The organism is Streptomyces sp. NPDC085927 (assembly GCF_044540975.1).
GTDB classification, from domain to species: Bacteria; Actinomycetota; Actinomycetes; order Streptomycetales; family Streptomycetaceae; genus Streptomyces; species Streptomyces hirsutus.
Genome location: NZ_JBITSN010000001.1, coordinates 389,583 through 406,171, shown reverse-complemented (window position 1 = coordinate 406,171; position 16,589 = coordinate 389,583). Strand labels below are relative to the sequence as shown.

13 protein-coding genes and 1 pseudogene are annotated in these 16,589 nt (G+C 69.7%); 10 read left to right on the top strand and 4 right to left on the bottom strand.

From position 1 onward, the window contains the following. Positions 1–731: 731 nt before the first annotated feature. The 4 genes and pseudogenes from ACIF80_RS01895 to ACIF80_RS01880 all read left to right on the top strand — a co-directional run. Positions 732–2,846, top strand: a complete 2,115-nt coding sequence (locus ACIF80_RS01895) for a carbon starvation CstA family protein (protein WP_399798124.1) — start codon at positions 732–734, stop codon at positions 2,844–2,846. Further along, a complete protein-coding gene (locus ACIF80_RS01890; protein ID WP_399798121.1) occupies positions 2,843–3,082 on the top strand; it encodes a CstA-like transporter-associated (seleno)protein in 240 nt (79 codons plus the stop codon). Before ACIF80_RS01895 ends, ACIF80_RS01890 begins: the two co-directional genes overlap by 4 nt. A 1,149-nt stretch (positions 3,083–4,231) precedes the next feature. Then, positions 4,232–5,665 carry a S41 family peptidase gene (locus tag ACIF80_RS01885; protein WP_399798119.1) on the top strand — a complete coding sequence of 478 codons (1,434 nt, stop codon included), beginning with the start codon at positions 4,232–4,234 and terminating at the stop codon, positions 5,663–5,665. Positions 5,666–5,685: 20 nt separating this feature from the next. Continuing rightward, positions 5,686–5,975 (top strand): annotated as a pseudogene (locus ACIF80_RS01880) (ATP-binding protein); the annotation flags it as partial. 99 nt (positions 5,976–6,074) lie between these two features. Here ACIF80_RS01880 and ACIF80_RS01875 read toward each other — a convergent pair. Genes ACIF80_RS01875 through ACIF80_RS01860 form a run of 4 tightly spaced genes read right to left on the bottom strand, consistent with a single transcriptional unit; the run spans position 6,075 to position 8,772 of the window. Next, positions 6,075–6,902 (bottom strand): GvpL/GvpF family gas vesicle protein, encoded by an 828-nt coding sequence (locus tag ACIF80_RS01875; protein WP_399798116.1) that lies wholly within the window; start codon positions 6,900–6,902, stop codon positions 6,075–6,077. Further along, on the bottom strand, positions 6,899–7,213 hold the full coding sequence (locus ACIF80_RS01870; protein WP_399798113.1) for a gas vesicle protein K: 315 nt from the start codon (positions 7,211–7,213) through the stop codon (positions 6,899–6,901). Before ACIF80_RS01870 ends, ACIF80_RS01875 begins: the two co-directional genes overlap by 4 nt. A 37-nt stretch (positions 7,214–7,250) precedes the next feature. After that, positions 7,251–8,189, bottom strand: coding sequence for a gas vesicle protein (locus ACIF80_RS01865; protein WP_399798110.1), 939 nt, complete (start codon positions 8,187–8,189; stop codon positions 7,251–7,253). Then, positions 8,179–8,772 (bottom strand): gas vesicle protein, encoded by a 594-nt coding sequence (locus ACIF80_RS01860; protein WP_399798108.1) that lies wholly within the window; start codon positions 8,770–8,772, stop codon positions 8,179–8,181. The genes ACIF80_RS01865 and ACIF80_RS01860 overlap by 11 nt, the downstream gene beginning before the upstream one ends. A 573-nt stretch (positions 8,773–9,345) precedes the next feature. Here ACIF80_RS01860 and ACIF80_RS01855 point away from each other — a divergent pair. The 6 genes from ACIF80_RS01855 (at position 9,346) to ACIF80_RS01830 (ending at position 16,202) form a co-directional block, all read left to right on the top strand. Then, complete coding sequence (locus ACIF80_RS01855) at positions 9,346–10,320, top strand: phosphotriesterase (protein WP_399798105.1); 975 nt, start codon at positions 9,346–9,348, stop codon at positions 10,318–10,320. 48 nt (positions 10,321–10,368) lie between these two features. Beyond that, positions 10,369–11,328, top strand: coding sequence for a phosphotriesterase (locus tag ACIF80_RS01850; RefSeq protein ID WP_399798103.1), 960 nt, complete (start codon positions 10,369–10,371; stop codon positions 11,326–11,328). A gap of 63 nt (positions 11,329–11,391) precedes the next feature. Next, positions 11,392–12,507, top strand: coding sequence for an FAD-dependent oxidoreductase (locus tag ACIF80_RS01845; RefSeq protein ID WP_399798100.1), 1,116 nt, complete (start codon positions 11,392–11,394; stop codon positions 12,505–12,507). A 4-nt stretch (positions 12,508–12,511) separates the two neighbouring features. Then, positions 12,512–13,435, top strand: coding sequence for an alpha/beta hydrolase (locus ACIF80_RS01840; protein WP_399798098.1), 924 nt, complete (start codon positions 12,512–12,514; stop codon positions 13,433–13,435). Positions 13,436–13,470: 35 nt separating this feature from the next. Continuing rightward, the gene (locus ACIF80_RS01835) at positions 13,471–14,466 is read left to right on the top strand and encodes an MBL fold metallo-hydrolase (RefSeq protein ID WP_399798095.1); all 996 of its coding nucleotides are present in this window, start codon (positions 13,471–13,473) and stop codon (positions 14,464–14,466) included. Then, entirely contained in the window at positions 14,463–16,202 is a 1,740-nt protein-coding gene (locus ACIF80_RS01830) for a CocE/NonD family hydrolase (protein WP_399798093.1), read from the top strand. The genes ACIF80_RS01835 and ACIF80_RS01830 overlap by 4 nt, the downstream gene beginning before the upstream one ends. Positions 16,203–16,589 lie beyond the last annotated feature (387 nt).

The window sequence follows — 16,589 nt, the reverse complement described above, 5'->3', positions numbered from 1 at the left end:
GGGTCACATGCGGGCTTTTCCGGCCAGGTGCTCCCAGGGCGCGGTCCAGCCGAGTTCCCGGTCCAGGCCGGTGCCGGAGATGCCGTACTGCTGGACGAGGCTCTCGGTGGGGGAGGTCATGAGGCGGAATGGTCGCGGCGCCAGAGGGCGGGAAGCCGCCAGCAGAGCACCGAGAAGTCTGCCGGCCACGGGGCCCAGCCCTTCGCTCCCCAGACCTCGAAGGAGCCCCGTGTGAGGCCGCTCGGGTGCCAGGCCGGATCGAGTGGCTCGTCCGCTGCCGGGGCCGGACGGACCGTCGGTCGTGCTGGTCGCATGCGCCGAAGTCCTGGTAGTTGTGCTGGGCCTCGATCAGGGAGACCTTGTTCGCCCTCGTCGCCCTCGTCGGCGGCCAAGGGGCCGCAACGGCCGTCCGTCCCCGTGGTGGGACGGACGGCGGTCCTGGTGCGGGGGAAATGTGTGGGATACAAGCATGTTGTTGACGTCGAAACTACTCGAGTCTAAGTTCTTCACCGCGGAACATCTGTCCGTGATTGTGGATATTGATGCAGCTGGGTGTCGCGTCCGATGCAGGCATCCGTGTCATCCGGCAGGTCACGTGCTGTCCGAGCTCCATCGGGGACCGCCCCGCGGCCGGAGGCTGCCCCGACACCGGTGCACGGACTGGTAAGGGCTCCTCGAGGAGCCGTGGCACTTGCCCTCCCAGCTTGCTACGAGAAGCAGGGAACCTAACAGTGCGCAGACTCAAGCCCGCTCAAATAGCACTCTGGACGACCGTCGCCGCTATCGGCGGGGCGGGCTGGAGCGTGCTCGCGATCTCCCGGGGTGAGAAGGTCTCCGCGATCTGGATCGTGGCCGCCGCGATCGGCTCGTACCTGATCGCCCAGCGCTTCTACGCGCGGTTCATCGCGCGCAAGGTCCTCAAGGTCGATGACCGGCGCGCCACCCCCGCCGAGCGGTTCAACGACGGAGTCGACTACCACCCGACCGACAAACGCGTCCTCTTCGGCCATCACTTCGCGGCCATCGCGGGCGCGGGTCCCCTGGTCGGTCCGGTGCTCGCAGCGCAGATGGGCTATCTGCCGGGCACCATCTGGATCATCGTCGGCGTGATCTTCGCGGGTGCCGTCCAGGACATGGTGGTCCTGTTCTTCTCGATGCGCCGCAACGGCAAGTCGCTGGGGCAGATGGCGCGCGACGAAATCGGGCGCGTCGGCGGCATCGCCGCCCTGATCTCGGTCTTCGCCATCATGATCATCATTCTGGCCGTGCTCGCGATGATCGTGGTCAACGCCCTCGCCGAGTCCGCGTGGGGCACCTTCTCGATCGCGATGACCATTCCGATCGCCCTGTTCATGGGCTGCTACCTGCGCTATTTCCGGCCGGGAAGGGTCACCGAGATCAGCGTGATCGGGTTCGTCCTGCTGATCGCGGCGATCCTCGGCGGCAACTGGGTCTCGGAGTCCTCGTTCGCCGATGTCTTCGTCCTCTCGCCCACGACGCTGGTCGTCTGCCTGGTGGTGTATGGCTTCGTGGCCTCCGTCCTGCCCGTGTGGGTGCTGCTCGCGCCGCGCGACTACCTCTCCACCTTCATGAAGGTCGGAGTGATCGTCCTGCTCGCGGTCGGTGTCCTGATCGCGATGCCGGACCTCACGGTCGACCCGATCTCCAGCTTTGCCCGCGAGGGCAACGGGCCGGTCTTCGCCGGCGGGCTCTTCCCCTTCGCCTTCATCACCATCGCCTGTGGCGCTCTCTCGGGGTTCCACGCGCTGATCTCCTCGGGCACCACCCCGAAGATGATCGAGAAGGAGTCGCACGTTCCGCTCATCGGCTACGGCTCGATGCTGATGGAGTCCTTCGTCGCGATCATGGCCCTGGTGGCCGCCTGTGTTCTCGACCCGGGCCTGTACTACGCGATGAACGCCCCGGCCGGAGTCCTCGGCGACAGCCTGCAGTCCGCGTCCGAGGCGGTCGCCGGCTTCGGCTTCCACATCACCCCCGAGACCCTGCAGCACATGGCGGACTCGGTCGGTGAGGAGTCGCTCGTCGCCCGTACCGGCGGCGCGCCGACCCTCGCGGTCGGCATCGCGGTGATTCTCGCGGATGCCTTCGGCAGCGACGGCATGATGTCGTTCTGGTACCACTTCGCCATCATGTTCGAGGCGCTGTTCATTCTCACCGCGGTGGACGCCGGTACGCGTGTGGGCCGCTTCATGCTCCAGGACACGCTCGGCAACGTCGTACCGCGGTTCAGGGACAAGGACTGGCGGCCCGGCATCTGGATCTCGTCGGCCGTGGTCGTCCTGGCCTGGGGCTACTTCCTCTGGGTCGGCGTCACCGATCCGCTCGGAGGCATCAACCAGCTCTTCCCGCTCTTCGGCATCGCCAACCAGCTCCTGGCCTCCATCGCCCTGGCCATCTCCACCGCCCTTCTGATCAAGTCGGGCCGCCTCAAGTGGGCCTGGGTGACCGGGATCCCGCTGGCCTGGGCACTCGCGATCACCATGACCGCCTCCTGGCAGAAGGTGTTCTCGAACGACCCGGCGATCGGCTTCTTCGCGCAGCGCGCCAAGTACCAGGACGCGCTCGACCAGGGCACCGTCCTGGCCCCCGCCAAGTCCCTGGACGACATGGCGACCGTCGTCAGCAACTCGACGGTCACCGGAACACTGTCGGTGGTGTTCGCGGTCCTGACCATCGTCGTGGTGCTCGCCTGTGCCCGGGTCGCTGTCAAGGCGGTGCGCAACGGCGGTTCGCTGCCGCTCGCGGAATCCGAGTACGTGGAGTCCCGGATTCCGGCACGGCCCGAGCCCGAGACCGCTGACGTCGTGCCGGCGGGCAAGCCGTGACGGCCCAAGGCGGCGCCCCGCACTTCACGGTGCGGGGCGCCGCCCTCAGGGGCGCACGCCGCGGCCTGGCATGGATGCGCTGGTACGTGAGGGAACTCAACGGCGAGAACACCTACGCTCGTTACGCCGAGCGTGCCCGGGCGTCGGACCGACCGCTTCTCAGCCGCCAGGAGTTCGAACGCGACCGGCTCGACCGCCGGGACCGCGACCCGCGCGAGGGCGGGCGCTGCTGCTGACGAACGCGGCGCCAGCACCTCTGACGGGCACTCAGGCGCGCTCCGGGCGGCCGGGTTCGGGCGCGGCTCCGGCCGGGTGGCCGGCCCGGCTCCCATCGCCCGGCCCTCAGCCCAACACCCCGGCCGCTCCTAGGGGCGGCCGGGCGACGGCACCGTGGGATCGTTCGTTTCGAATCAGACGAGGCCCTCGGCCGGCGACAGCGGACCGCGGACCGGGCGCTCGCCGCAGCTCGGCAGATCGCGGACGCGGTTGCGAAGACCTTCTCCGTACGGATCGACGTGAACCACCCGGAGCCGCACACCACCGCGCTCGTCGTCGCCCTGCACCGGCTGGCCGAGGCCGGACCGGAGCTGCGGCGCGCTGGACGTGGTGGAGTGGCCGGAGAAGGAGCTCGGCGCTCTGCGGCGCCGAGCACACCACCGCGCTCGCTGAACTGATCCAACTCGACGAGGATCACACCCTCCGGCCGACCGATGCCGTCGGCTCCGCCTGCGCTCAGAGCTTCCTCAGGAAAACCTCAGCCTTCCACCAGGCATCGGCCGACGTCAGGCCCGATGGCCGTAGGACATGTGCCGTGACGGTCCTGCCGGACGATCGCGCTGAGCAAGGTGTCCGTCGTCCGCAAGGTGCCCGACCAGGAGGCCAAGGCCATCGAGGACTTGGGCATCGATGCCGGCGAACTGGCCGTGGCCGAGGCGGAGGCCGCGCAGATCCAGGCGTGAGCAGCCATTTTCCTCATGGACTTGAGGACTTCGGTTCAGCTGTCCGGGGCGAGCAACGGTGAAGTCGGCTGTGTTCTGTTGATCTCGTCGAACGGAGCGTGGCCGTGATCACGTGGAAACTTCACTCTCGCGAGTCCGGCTCCTCCGCCGTTCCCGTGCCGGCCTGGTGCCGGTCTCGGGTGCCCCTCGCGGGCCCTGCCCGGGACCGCCGGGGTTCCGCCACCTCCGCGCGAAGACCACCCGTCCCGCAGGTGTGCCCAAACTTTCCCGGCCAGGCCCCGGGTGCCCATCCGGATCGAGAAACCGCAAGCCGGCCCCCATGGCGCGAACCAGGGAATACCATGAAACGAGCCGAAACCCTCACCGAACACGCCCATTTGGGACAGCAGTGAAGTTAAAGATCAAGCTTACGGTACGTTCGCGCTCATGGCACGGAAACAATGGCTGCTGGTGGGGCTCGCCGCGGTGCTGACCGCTTGCTCGGTTCCGGACCGCACCCCTGACAGCCGGCCCGCGGCGATCGAAGGGATATGGCAGAGCACCGGATACGGTTACGTCTTCAACATCGCCCGGGACAGCGCGGGGAAGACGGAGCTCACCTCCTACGAACAGACATCGGTGAGCTGCCTTGACGGGGACTTGTTGGCACCGGTGGGCCGCGATGGCACTGCAACGGCCTTTGGTGAGGATGGTGAGGTCGAGCTGGTCGTCCGCAGGCAAGGAGGCCATCTGATCGTGCAGGAGCCGGGTTCGGCCGGGCACATCCGCATGAACCGGCTCAAGAAGCAGCCCGGCTGCCCCTCCGCTGTCTCGGGGAACGCGGCCGACCGTCGTCTGCAGACCTTCGACGTCTTCTGGCAGAACCTCGCCGAGCACTACCCGCCCTATGCGCACCGGAGGCTCGATGCGGCGGGCAGAAAACACGACCGGGCGGCCCTGGCCAAGCACAACACCGACCGGATGCTCGGCAAGCTGCTGGGTGGCGCAGTCCGCAAGCTCGGCGACATGCACACCGGTATCGAGGGGAAGGACCTCAGCCTTTACGGTAAACGGCCGGGCACACGCGACTCGGCCGACATGGACACTGATGCCTTACGCCCCGCGATCGAAGCAAGGCTGGGCAAGCAGCTCGAACCCGTCATCGACGGCAAGGTGGAATACGCCGGCGGGCTGCCGGGCCACCTGGGATACCTGCGCATCACGCAATTCGACGACTTCGCGGACGAGTCGTACGACATCGACCGGAAGGAGTTCACACAAGCCCTGGACACGGTGTTCGCCGTCGCGGAGCAGGACGGCTGGCGCGGCCTCGTGCTCGATCTGCGCCTCAACGACGGCGGTTTCGACGGCCTCAGCCTCGAACTCGCCTCCCGGCTGACAGCGGAGCCCCATTTCGCGTTCCAGAAGCGGGCACGCAACACGCAGGCAGCCTCCGGGTTCACGCCGTACGAGAAGCTGCAGGTGTCGCCCAGCGCCCGCCCCGGCTTCCACGGACCGATCGCGCTGCTGGTCAGCGACCTCACGGTGAGCGCAGGCGAGACGGCGGTCATGACACTGCTGAACCGCTCGCCGAAGCCCACGTTGATCGGCCGCCCGACGCAGGGCGTCTTCTCGGACCAACTGTCGCGAACACTGCCCGGCGGCTGGTCCCTCGATCTCAGCAACGAGGACTACCGGAACGCGGCCGGGCAGAGCTTCGAGGGCCGTGGCATCCCGGTGCCGCAGGAATTCCGTACCCCTGTCTTCACGGCCACAGAGATCGGACGCCGCTGTGATTCGGCCGTCGCCCGCGCCCTCGACCATCTCGCGAACAAGCCGCCGGCAACGACAACGCCATGCCCTCGCGGATCCACCGGATGAATACCCGCAACGGGTGGCTTGCCGTCGGCGGTTGGTGGAACCGTCGGAACAACCCCGAGATCGACCTCATCGGTGCGGACCGCGAGCCGGTGACCCGGCAGGTCACTTCGTCGGATCGGTCAAGTGGCTGGAGAACCAGCCTTTCGGTCGTCATGAGTACGACGCCTTGGTACGCGACATGCCGGCCGTCCCCGGTACCGCCCCGGATACTCCACTGGTCGCGGTATCCCGCTGCGGAGTGGCCGATGGTCTGCCGCTCACCGCGCACTGGGGGCCGGAGGACCTCGTACGGGCGTGGCAGCCCCGGTAGCGGCTCAGCCCATCCGGGTTTCCGCATCCGGCGGCAGGCGCCCTCCTTCGGGGAGCCCCTGGAGAGGGGGCGGCGTGCCGGAGGACCGGCTTCGGGGTTTCAAGGGGCCATTTCCTCCGCCCGGGCGCGGTGGCTGGTGTCGATGAAGGAGTACGGGGGCCAGGGGCCCAGGAAGCGGATGCGGACGGCGGGCTGCCGGGCCCGCAGTTCGGTCAGTACGGTGCCGACGGTGTCGATGTCCTCCCGCCGGACGAGCAGGGCGGCGCACAGGACGTCCGTCTCGCCCGCGACACGGTGGGTGGGGCCGCGGTCGCGGTAGTCCTCGGCGATGGACAGCAGACGGTGCCTGATCTCGGCGTGCAGGGTGTCGGCGAGCTGTCCGGCCGCGTTGCGGGCCTGGTGCTCCCGCTGCTTGGCCATCAGCCTGCGCATGCCGGGCGACAGGCCGTCCGGCATGCCCTCCGGTGTGTCCTCTCCCGCGTCGCCCGCGGTGGCGGCCGTACGGTCCACGGTGATGTCGACCCGCAGTTCGCACCGGCCGGCCAGGTCCTCCAACTGGCCCCTGATGTCCGCCGCCTGCTCGGTGATCCACTCCGTCAGGCGCCGTTCGGCGCTCCGCCCGGCCGCGGGCCGGTCCTCCGGCGCCGGCTCCTCGGCGACCAGGACGTTGAAGGTCATCGGCAGGATGCTGCCGGTGCGTTCCCACACGATGTCCACCGCCCGGCTCTGTTCCTCCACCCAGCGGCGCACCTGGTCGTCGCCGCCCTCGAGAGGGGCCGGCGCGGCGTCGTGCACCAGTGCCGCGACGGAGGTGCCGGGAACGCGCACCAGCCGCAGGGGGCGACCGTCGATCCCGGTGACGCCGTCGGCCGCGTCCGGCCGGTCCGGGAGCAGCGCGTACACGTACAACGCCGTGTGCTCGGTCATTCGCCTGCCTCCTCCGCCCAGCGCTGCGGGTTGATCAGCTTGTCCACGACGTCGTCGACGACTTCGTCCAGTCCCCGGTGCAGGTCGGCGACGGAGGAGACGATGCCGTGGTCCTCCTTGATCTGCTCCATCGCCTCGTCCAGTTCCAGCAGGGCGTTCGCCAGGCGTTCGGCCTCCTGCGGGGTCAGGTCGTTGCCGTTCATGCGGCGCAGGGCCTGGCGGTCCAGCGCTTCCTGGATGACCTCCACCAAGGTGACCACCAAGGACAGCACCCCGTGTTTGAGGCTCTTCTCGTCGACGGTCAACGGCATGTCGGCTCTCCCTCCTGCTGCTGTCGTGCTCGGTCGCTCATCCGGCCGCCGCCACGGGCCCCGTCGTGCGCAGCCGTTGCGTCCAGGCCACCGGATCGTCCGCGGCCAGCCTCACCTCGTCGCCCGCGGTGGTGTGCACCGCGATGACGCTGCCCTCTCCGGCAGGGCTGTACGCGGGTACCCGCCGCACCGCGGTGATGTCCGCCGTGGACAGCGCGAGCGCCGGCCGGGAATCCACGGGGGACTTCCAGATCAGCCTGTCGGAGGTCAGCCGTCCCTGACCGCCGCGCCACAACGGCCCGTCCCGGCGCGGTTCGTGGTACCACAGGTGCCCCTCGGCGAGAGGCGGTTCCTCCTCGGCGGGGGGCGTGAACGTGAAGGGGAGGGCGGGCGTCGCGCGGCCGGCGCACGCCTCGGTGAGGAGGTCGTGCAGTTCTCCGGGCTCCCGGGCCGAGAGGCGTTCCTGACTGCCGTCGGCCAGAGCGACGTCCAGGCGCAGCCGTTCCTCGCCTCCGACCGTCCTCTCCGGTTCGAGCCGCACGGCGGTGACGGCGTCGAGTCCGGTCTCCCACAGGATTTCCCGTGGTTCGTCACGCAGGACGACGAGGCGCTGGTCGGTGAGGTAGACGGTGCCGGGCCGCCATCCGTGGTAGAGACCCTCCGTCAGGAGATGGCCGCCGCTCATCCGGCAGACGACGTTCTCGTCCTCCCCCAGGTCGAGGGCGCGGCGGGCGACGGACCGCTCGGCCCAGGCACGGGTGTTCTCGTCCCAGTGGCGCATCATCCCGTACTCCAGCATCGTCTCCATCCCGGCGATGGCCGCCCGGAGGGAGACGCCGATCAACGGGATGTCGGCCACGGCGACGATCAGGTCCAGGTGCAGGACCGCGCCCTTGTTCAGCACGACTTCCAGCAGGTCGTCCAGGGTGACCCGCGGATCCCGCGTGGGGCGCATCGGTGAGAGGTCAGCCGTCACGCCGTTCCGCCTCGCCCTCGGCCGGGGCCGGTTCGGCCGCCCGGCGGTCCCGGTCCTCGTCGGCCTCGTCCTCGTCGTTGCCGGCGGCGGGCTCCTCCCCGCGCTCGGTCACCGCCGCCGGCCGGGTGTGCTCGGGGAGGTCCCGCATCCGGGCCTGCGCGCTGAGCCACCCGCACCAGGGGCACCACTTCTCCAGCAGTTGCTCGACCGGGGAGCGTTTGCCGCAGGCCGGGCAGCTCTCCTTCTCCTCGCGTGTGTCGCGCCACGCGGCGGTCTCCGTGTCCGTGCCGGACGGGAACTCCAGCCCGTAGCGGGCGGCCGTCTCGAACGAGGCCAGCGCCGCGCGCAGACGGATGCCCAGCAGCTCCACCCCGGCCACCGAGACCATGATGTCGGCGTTGAGTACGAGGCCCTTGTCCAGCAGGGTCTCCACCACGTGCGCGAGGCTGCCGTCGCCGTCCCGTCGTGGCTGCATCGGGGACGGGCCCGCGCTCGGCATCCCGCCCTGCGGGGGGCCGGGCCGGGAGACCGTGGACGGGAATCCGCTGTCGCTCGGGGTGATCCTCTCGGGGTAGCTGCTCATTCCGCGCGTCTGTCCGCTCTCCTGTCACTTACACACCCGGGTGTGGTTCCAAGGGCGCGTGAACGGTTCGATCGTCATGAGCGGGTGGGGGCCGGCGCGGCGCATGCCACCCGTCCGGCCCCCGGCGGGCGCGAGCCGCGGTCGCAGAATGGGGGGATGGGCGACCGAGCGGCGACTGCCGCCGTTCTGCGTCGGCACGGAGGTCCTGGGGACCGGCCGGTGTCGTCGTAGCCGGTGCCTCAGCAGCCCCGCGCTCCCGCCGGCCACGGCCGGCCGGGCCGGGTCCTGGCGTCCTTGCCGAAGCCGTCGGTGCGAATTCAGTTCAATTCGGGCATTCCGCTCGGGGTGAGACGCTCACAACAGGGGGTCCGTGCCGGTGGTGCCCGACCGCCTTCCGGGGCGTCGTCGCAGGGCTGGCGGGTTGTGCCGGGTGTCTGAGCCGCCTTTCGTGAATTGTTTTTTCGTGGTGTCAGTTTCATTGACGTCGTGTAAAGCGAATGGCTACCTTGACATCAGCCACAAGGGTGCGGTGCGCCCCTGCGGTGTACCCCACCCCGGACACGTGAGGCAGGCATGAGCGTCGAGAGCAACACTGTGAACACCGTCCTCGGCCCGGTGGCAGCCGAGCAGCTGGGCGTCGTGTCGGTCCACGAGGCACTGCTGTCGGTGGTTCCGGGCGCGGAGTACGCCTACGACGTCACCCTCGACCGTGCCGAGATCTTCGAGACGCTCGCCGCCAAGCTGAAGGACTTCCGTGCCCACGGCGGCGGCACCGTCGTCGACAGCACCGGCATGTTCCACGGCCGGGACGTGCGGCTGTACGAGGCTCTCTCCCGTACGACCGGCGTGCACATCGTCGCCTCGACGGGCCAGGGCCCCGAGGAGATGCTCGGCGGCTACTTCCTGACGCCGCAGACCAACCCGCCGACGCCGTGGCCGGCCGAGAAGTTCGCCGACCTCTTCACCAAGGAGGTCACCGAGGGCATGGTGGTGCCCCGCGTGGAGCGACGCGGCGCCGCCGGCCTGGTGGCCACCACCGCGACCCTCGACGGCATGACCGCGACCGACGAGAGCCTGTTCCGCGGTGCGGCCCGGACCGCGCTGAGCACCGGCGTCGCGGTCTCCATCCGCTACGGCGCCGACGCCCTCCACGACCTCGACGTCGTCCTCGACGAGAAGCTGCCCGCCGACCGCGTCGTCGTCGGCGGACTCGACCGCAGGGACGCCGTCGCCGCCGGCGCGCCCCTCGGGATCGCCCGGCACGGGGCCTACGTCGCCCTGGACCACGTCGGCGCGCAGGACGACGCCCACATCACCGACGACGAGCGCGCAGCCCTGGCCGCCGAGCTCGTGCGGGCCGGCTTCGGCAACCGGATCCTGCTCTCGAGCAGCGCGACCGGTGTGGCCAAGGGCCACACCGGCAACGACCTGCCGTACAGCTACGTCCTGACCACCTTCGTCCCGCTCCTGAAGGCACAGGGTCTCAGCGACGAGGACACGCAGCGGATCCTCGTGGAGAACCCGCGCGACCTGCTGTCGGCGCGCTGAGCGCCCCCACGAGCGACCGTCAAGTCTCTTTTCTCAAAGGTGAGTGTTGTGTCGAGAGTGAACACCGTCCTGGGGCAGATCCCGGCCGAGGAGCTGGGTCTCGTGGCCGTCCACGAGCACATCGGCTACGGCATGCCCGGCTCCGAGCTGGACACGAAGTGGTGGAAGACCCCCGAGCAGCGGTACGAGGAGACCGTGCCGAAGCTGCGCAGGTTCCACGAGCTGGGCGGCGGCACCTTCGTCGACGCGACCGGGATCTGCAACGGCCGTGACGTCGACTACTACAAGTCGCTGTCCGCGAAGACCGGTGTCCACATCGTCGCCTGCACCGGCTTCGTCGGCGGCGACACCGCCCTGCCGCACTTCGCCCGGGCCGACGTGGACTACCTGACCCGCCAGTTCGTCCACGAGATCACCGTCGGCATCGGCGACACCGGCAGCCTCGCCGGTGTCATCAAGGTCGGGGTGAGCCGCGGTGGCCGTATGACGGAGCTGGACAAGCGCATCTACCGGGCCGCCGCCCGCGCCTCGCTCACCACGGGTGTGCCGATCCTGACCCACCTCGCGATCGACGCCGAGAACGCGATCGCGATCTTCAACGAAGAGGGTCTTCCCCTGGACCGCGTCCTGTTCGGGCACGTCGACGACGGCGTGAACGCCGACAAGACGCGCGATGTCTGGATCGCCGAGCAGGGCGGGCGCATCGGCTTCGACACCTTCGGCTACGAGACCGAGCTGCCGGACCCGCCGTTCTGGGCCCGCCCCCGCCAGGAGCGGCTGGACCACTTCCTCCGGTTCATCGGCGACGGCCGGCTGAACCAGGTCCTCGCCTCCGCCGACGCCAACTGCAGCCCCCTGGGCTGGCCGGGCGTGAAGGGCCACACCGTCAACTACATCTTCGAGGACCTCATCCCGGACCTCCGCGCCGCCGGTCTCGACGAGGCCGCGATCAAGACGATCTTCGTCGACAACCCGGCCGACTTCCTGACCCTCCAGAAGTCCTCCTGACTCCCAGAAAACTTCCTGACCCTTCACGGTCTTCCTGACCTTCCAGAATCAGAGAGAACCACCATGCAGACCTCAGAACTGAAAAACCTGAAGATCGCCATCGTCGGTGCGGGGTACGGCGGCGCGGCGGCGGCCAAGGCCCTGAGCCTGCTGGGCGCGGAGGTCGACGTCTACGAGCAGGCGAACCGGATCCGGGAGGTCGGCGCGGGGATCGGTCTGCGTCCCTCCACCATGAACCGGTTCCGCCAGTGGGGCATCTTCGAGGCGATCGCGAAGGTGACCTCGCCGAGCGAGTACTTCGAGATCCTCACCGCCACCGGTGACCCGATCATGAAAGAGGCGTGGCCGGCCGACGGCGAGCAGACCCACACCCACCTGATCCACCGCGGCGACTTCATCGAGGCCCTCCTGGGCGTGCTCCCCGAGGGCATGGTGCACCTCGGGCACAAGCTGGAGAGCATCCAGGACAACGGCGACCGCTCCGTCCTCACCTTCGCCAACGGCAAGACCGTCGAGGCCGACCTGGTCGTCGGTGCCGACGGCATCAAGTCGGTGGTGCGCAAGGAACTGTTCAGCGACAAGGGTCCGGTGTTCTCGGGCGAGCACGCCTACCGCGCGGTCATCTCCGTCGACGACGCCCACGGCATGGTCACCGACGACAACCTGCGGATGTACATCGGCAAGGGGACAAAGGTCTACCTGCTGCCGCTGCGCCACCGCGGCCAGGTGTCGTTCGACATCACCGCGCTGTGCCCGGACGGCGCCTGGAACCCCGAGGTCACCAAGGACGACATCCTGGCGACGGTGGAGGGCTTCGACGAGCGCCTGATCGCCATCACCCGCGGCCTGGACATGAGCACGGTGAACATCCGCGCGGTCTACGACATCGACCCGGTCGACACGTGGCACTCGGACTCGGTGGTCCTGGTGGGCGACGCGGCCCACTCGATGCTGCACCACCAGGGCCAGGGCGCGAACTCCGCCATCGAGGACGCCGGCGCGCTCGCCGACGCCCTGCGCGACGCGGCCTCCCCGAAGGAGGCGCTGGCCCAGTACCAGGCCACCCGCAAGCCGGAGACCGACAAGCTGCAGGCCATCTCGCGCCAGGGCTGGTCCGAAGAAGAGATCGAAGACGTCTTCCCGGGCCAGAAGCCCGCCGACGCCGCGCCGAAGGAGTAACGGAATGCCCCTGCACCCCGAGATCGCCAAGTTCCTCGCCGGTCTGCCGACCCCGCCCGAGGGCCCGCTCGACCCGGTCGCCATGCGCGCCGCGGACGAGACGCACGTCGCTCCCCCCGAGGAGCGCCTGCCGCTCCACGCGGTCGAGGACGTGACCGCGCGGACGGCGTCGGGCGAGGTATCGGTACGGATCTACACGCCGGCCGAGGCCGACAGCCACGGCGTGCTGGTCTACTTCCACGGCGGCGCGTTCTTCCTCGGCAGCCTGGAGACGCACGACCACGTCGCGCGCTCACTGGCGAAGGAGACCGGGCTCAAGGTCGTCTCCGTCGGCTACCGCCTGGCGCCCGAGGCCGCCTTCCCCGCCGGTCTCGACGACTGCTACGCGGTCGTGCGCTGGGTCGCCGAGCAGGGCGAGAGCCTGGCCTGGGACGGCACGACCCTCGCCCTCGCCGGCGACAGCTCCGGCGGCACCTTCGTCGCCGCGGTCGCGGCCAAGGCGCACGACGACGGGTTCGACCGGATCACGCACCAGATCCTCTACTACCCCTCGCTCGACCTGGACTTCGACGTCGACCGCTACGCCTCGCTGCGGGAGAACGCCGTGGGCTACGGCCTGGAGACGGCGGGACTGAAGCCCTTCAACGCCTTCTACATCGACAGCGGCGCCGACCCCGCGGACCCGCTCGTCTCGCCGATCAAGCGGGCGGACCTCACCGGGCTGCCGCCGGCCCTCGTCGTCACCGGGGAGTACGACCCGATGCGCGACGAGGGCGAGCTCTACGGCCGGCGGCTGCAGGAGGCCGGCGTGGAGGCGACGGTGAGCCGGTACGAGGGCGCGGGCCACGGATTCGTCCAGCACTTCTCCTGGATCCCGGAGTACCACAGGGTCTTCGAGGAGACGCGCGACTTCCTCGGCCGGCGCTGACCCGGCCGGCCGCGTACGAGTTCGGAAAGAGGACCATGACGCACGCAGCCCCCGTCCACCCCCTGGTCTCCCCGTGGGGCCGGTTCGGTCTCTACAGCTTCTTCATCGACGCACCCGAGCCGGCCGTCGTCGACACCGGGATCGGCTCCTCGCCCGCCGAAGGGATGGCTCCCGCCCTCGAGGCGATCGGGCGCCGGATCGAGGACGTGCGCTGGATCCTGCTGACTCACGGTCACATCGACCACGTCGGCGGGGCCTACGCCCTGTGGGAGCTCACCGGCCGGCGGGCCCAGGTGGTGATCCACGAGGCCGACGCGCCGATGCTCCGCTCGCGGCGGGCCCACGTGGAGGAGTACCTCGCGGGACGGGGCCGGTACCTGGGCGACCCGGAGGGAGAGGCGAAGGTGACGGCCGCCGCGAACGCCGTCATCTCCGGCGAGATGGAGCCCACCCTGCTCGTCAAGGGCGGCGAGACCCTCTCCCTCGGCGGTGACGTCACCGTCTCGGTGCACTCGATACCGGGCCACACGCCCGGCTCGGTCGCCTACGTCGTCGACGGGCAGCGCTCGGTGTTCGTCGGCGACTCCGTGCAGGTCCACGGGGCCGCCAACGGCTTCCCCGGCTACACGGACCCGGTCGCCTACCGCGCCAGTCTGGAGTACCTGCGCGACGAGGTCCGTCCGCAGCACCTGTACCTCGGACACCCGTACCGCCGCGCCGACGGCACGCCGTACGGCGTCGAACTCGACGCCGCCCAGGCCCGGGAGGCCATCGACCAGAGCCTCGCCGTCGAGGGCCGCGTCGCCGCGGCCGCCTGCGGCTGCCTGGAGGCCGGCCCGAAGGAGACGGACTCGCCGTACTCCCCGTTCGCCCGTACCGCCGAGGAGCTCGGCTACACCGGCGACCCCACGCTCGAGCCGTCGCCGTTCTTCACCTCGATGCACGGCTACCGCGCGCAGCACCCCCAGAACTCGTACCGCACTGTCCTGGGGGACGCCCCCCAGACCCCCGGAGGAGCTTCACACTCATGACCGACTTCCAGACGATCCGGGCGGGCCGGCAGGAGATCGCCGTCCGCAAGGATCTCCGCGTGCCGATGCGCGACGGTGTCCTGCTGGCGGCCGACACCTACAGCGGCGTCGACGACAAGCCGCGTCCGGCGCTCGTGGCGCTCAGCCCGTACGGCAAGGAGCTGCAGGCCCTCGCGCTCACCACGCCGCCGCAGCGGCGCCCCAGCCCGATGTGGGACGGCTGCATCGAGGCCGGTGACATCGCACGCGTCGTCCAGGAGGACTACGTCCACGTCATCGGTGACCTGCGCGGCTCCGGCGCCTCCGAGGGCGAGCACATCGGCAACTACAACGCCGGTGGCGTCCCGCTCGGCCAGGACGCGTACGACTTCATCGAGTGGGTCGCACAGCAGCCGTGGTGCGACGGCAACGTCGGCATGATCGGCATTTCCTACTTCGGCTCGATGCAGGTACTGGCGGCGGCCGAGCGGCCGCCGAGCCTCAAGGCGATCTTCGTCAGCGGCGGCCACTACGACTTCTACGAGACCACCTACCACGGCGGCGTCATGTGGTTCATGCCGCGTGCCGCCCGCGAGGGCCGCGGGGGCGACTCCGGCTGGGCCTTCACCGACGGCGTCAAGTCCCGCATGCTCGAGACCTTCTCCCCCGAGGAGATCAGGGAGAAGGTCGCCCAGCGGCTGCAGGACCCGGACGTGGCCGCCTGGCCCAACCTGGTCCATGTGCTCAACTACCCGAAGAACCACGAGGCCTGGTTCGACATCGTGATGAACGAGGTCGACGGCGACTGGTACGAGGAGCGCAACCCGATCACGCTCGCCCCCGCCATCGACATCCCGGTCTGGCTCCAGATCGACCAGGGCCGCGGCTGGACGATGGACGGCACCATCGAGCTGTACAAGTCGCTGAAGGGCCCGAAGAAGCTCGACATCGGCCCCTACCCGCCGATGCAGTCGCGCCCCTTCATCGAGGAGCACGACAAGATGTTCCGCTGGTACGAGTACTGGCTCAAGGGCATCGACAACGGGATCATGGACGAGCCCGCCGTCACCGTCCACGTCGAGGGCTCGCGCGAGACCGTCACCGGCGGGCAGTGGCCGCCGAAGGACGTGGAATACAAGTCGCTCTACCTGCGCCCGCGCCGCAAGCTGTCCTTCGAGCCCGAGCTCATGGGCGCCGAGTACGCCGCCCCCGACGGCTTCTACCAGGCGCCGCTGACGGTGACCGACAAGGTGGAGATCCTCGACTGGAGCACCGCTCCGTTCACCGAGCCCACCGAGATGATCGGCCAGGGCGCGGCGCACCTCTTCGTGGAGATCGACCAGCCCGACACGAACTTCATCCTGCGCATGTGGGACGAGGCCCCGAACGGCAAGCGTCAGCTCATCACGACCGCCTACCTCAAGGCCTCGCACCGCGAGCTCGACGAGGAGCGCACCACGGAGGGCGACCCCCACCACCCGCACACCCGGGCGGTGCCGGTCGAGCCGGGCAGGATCGAGGAGTACGTGCTGCGCGTCTACCCGTTCGGGGCGACGTTCCTGCCGGGCCACAAGCTGGTCGTGGAGCTCTCCAACGCGGAGCCGCTGGCCGACGAGCACAACGCGCTGCTGCCGCCGGACGCCTTCCACCTGCCGGTGGGCCGCCCCGTCACCCACAAGATCTACCGCGACGCCGAGCACCCCTCCCGGCTCGTGCTGCCGTTCACGACGGTCACGGCGCCGGACGCGACCGAGTAGGGCTCCGCCCGCCATCACGAAGGAGAGGACGCGGCGGTTCCTGACGCGCCCTCACGTGACGCGCCCTCACGACACCGGCCGACCGGCCGCCGGACCCCCTCGGCGGCCGGTCGGCCGTTCGTGTCGCGCGCGGCTCGCCGCACCGTCTCGGCGACGTCGCTCCCCCGGGCTTCCCGGGCTCCGTGGGTTCCATGGCGGGGGAGGCCGGCGGGCCGGTGAACATGTCGCCCGCGTGGCGGGGCTGTTTCGTTCCCGTGGGCCCTCTTGTGGAATTCCTGTGGAACCCTCAATCTTTCGGCTGACGCACGTAGTTGTTCCGACAGTAACCATTGTCATGCCCACGTCATTAACGTCCGGCCGCGCCACCCACGCGGCACGTGCGTCGAC

Bases quoted from the DNA above. Each gene is read 5' to 3' on its own strand.
- ACIF80_RS01885 (WP_399798119.1), top strand. From the start codon at position 4,232: ATGGCACGGAAACAATGGCTGCTGGTGGGGCTCGCCGCGGTGCTGACC.
- ACIF80_RS01875 (WP_399798116.1), bottom strand. From the start codon at position 6,902: ATGACCGAGCACACGGCGTTGTACGTGTACGCGCTGCTCCCGGACCGG.
- ACIF80_RS01870 (WP_399798113.1), bottom strand. From the start codon at position 7,213: ATGCCGTTGACCGTCGACGAGAAGAGCCTCAAACACGGGGTGCTGTCC.
- ACIF80_RS01860 (WP_399798108.1), bottom strand. From the start codon at position 8,772: ATGAGCAGCTACCCCGAGAGGATCACCCCGAGCGACAGCGGATTCCCG.
- ACIF80_RS01855 (WP_399798105.1), top strand. From the start codon at position 9,346: ATGAGCGTCGAGAGCAACACTGTGAACACCGTCCTCGGCCCGGTGGCA.
- ACIF80_RS01845 (WP_399798100.1), top strand. From the start codon at position 11,392: ATGCAGACCTCAGAACTGAAAAACCTGAAGATCGCCATCGTCGGTGCG.
- ACIF80_RS01840 (WP_399798098.1), top strand. From the start codon at position 12,512: ATGCCCCTGCACCCCGAGATCGCCAAGTTCCTCGCCGGTCTGCCGACC.
- ACIF80_RS01835 (WP_399798095.1), top strand. From the start codon at position 13,471: ATGACGCACGCAGCCCCCGTCCACCCCCTGGTCTCCCCGTGGGGCCGG.
- ACIF80_RS01830 (WP_399798093.1), top strand. From the start codon at position 14,463: ATGACCGACTTCCAGACGATCCGGGCGGGCCGGCAGGAGATCGCCGTC.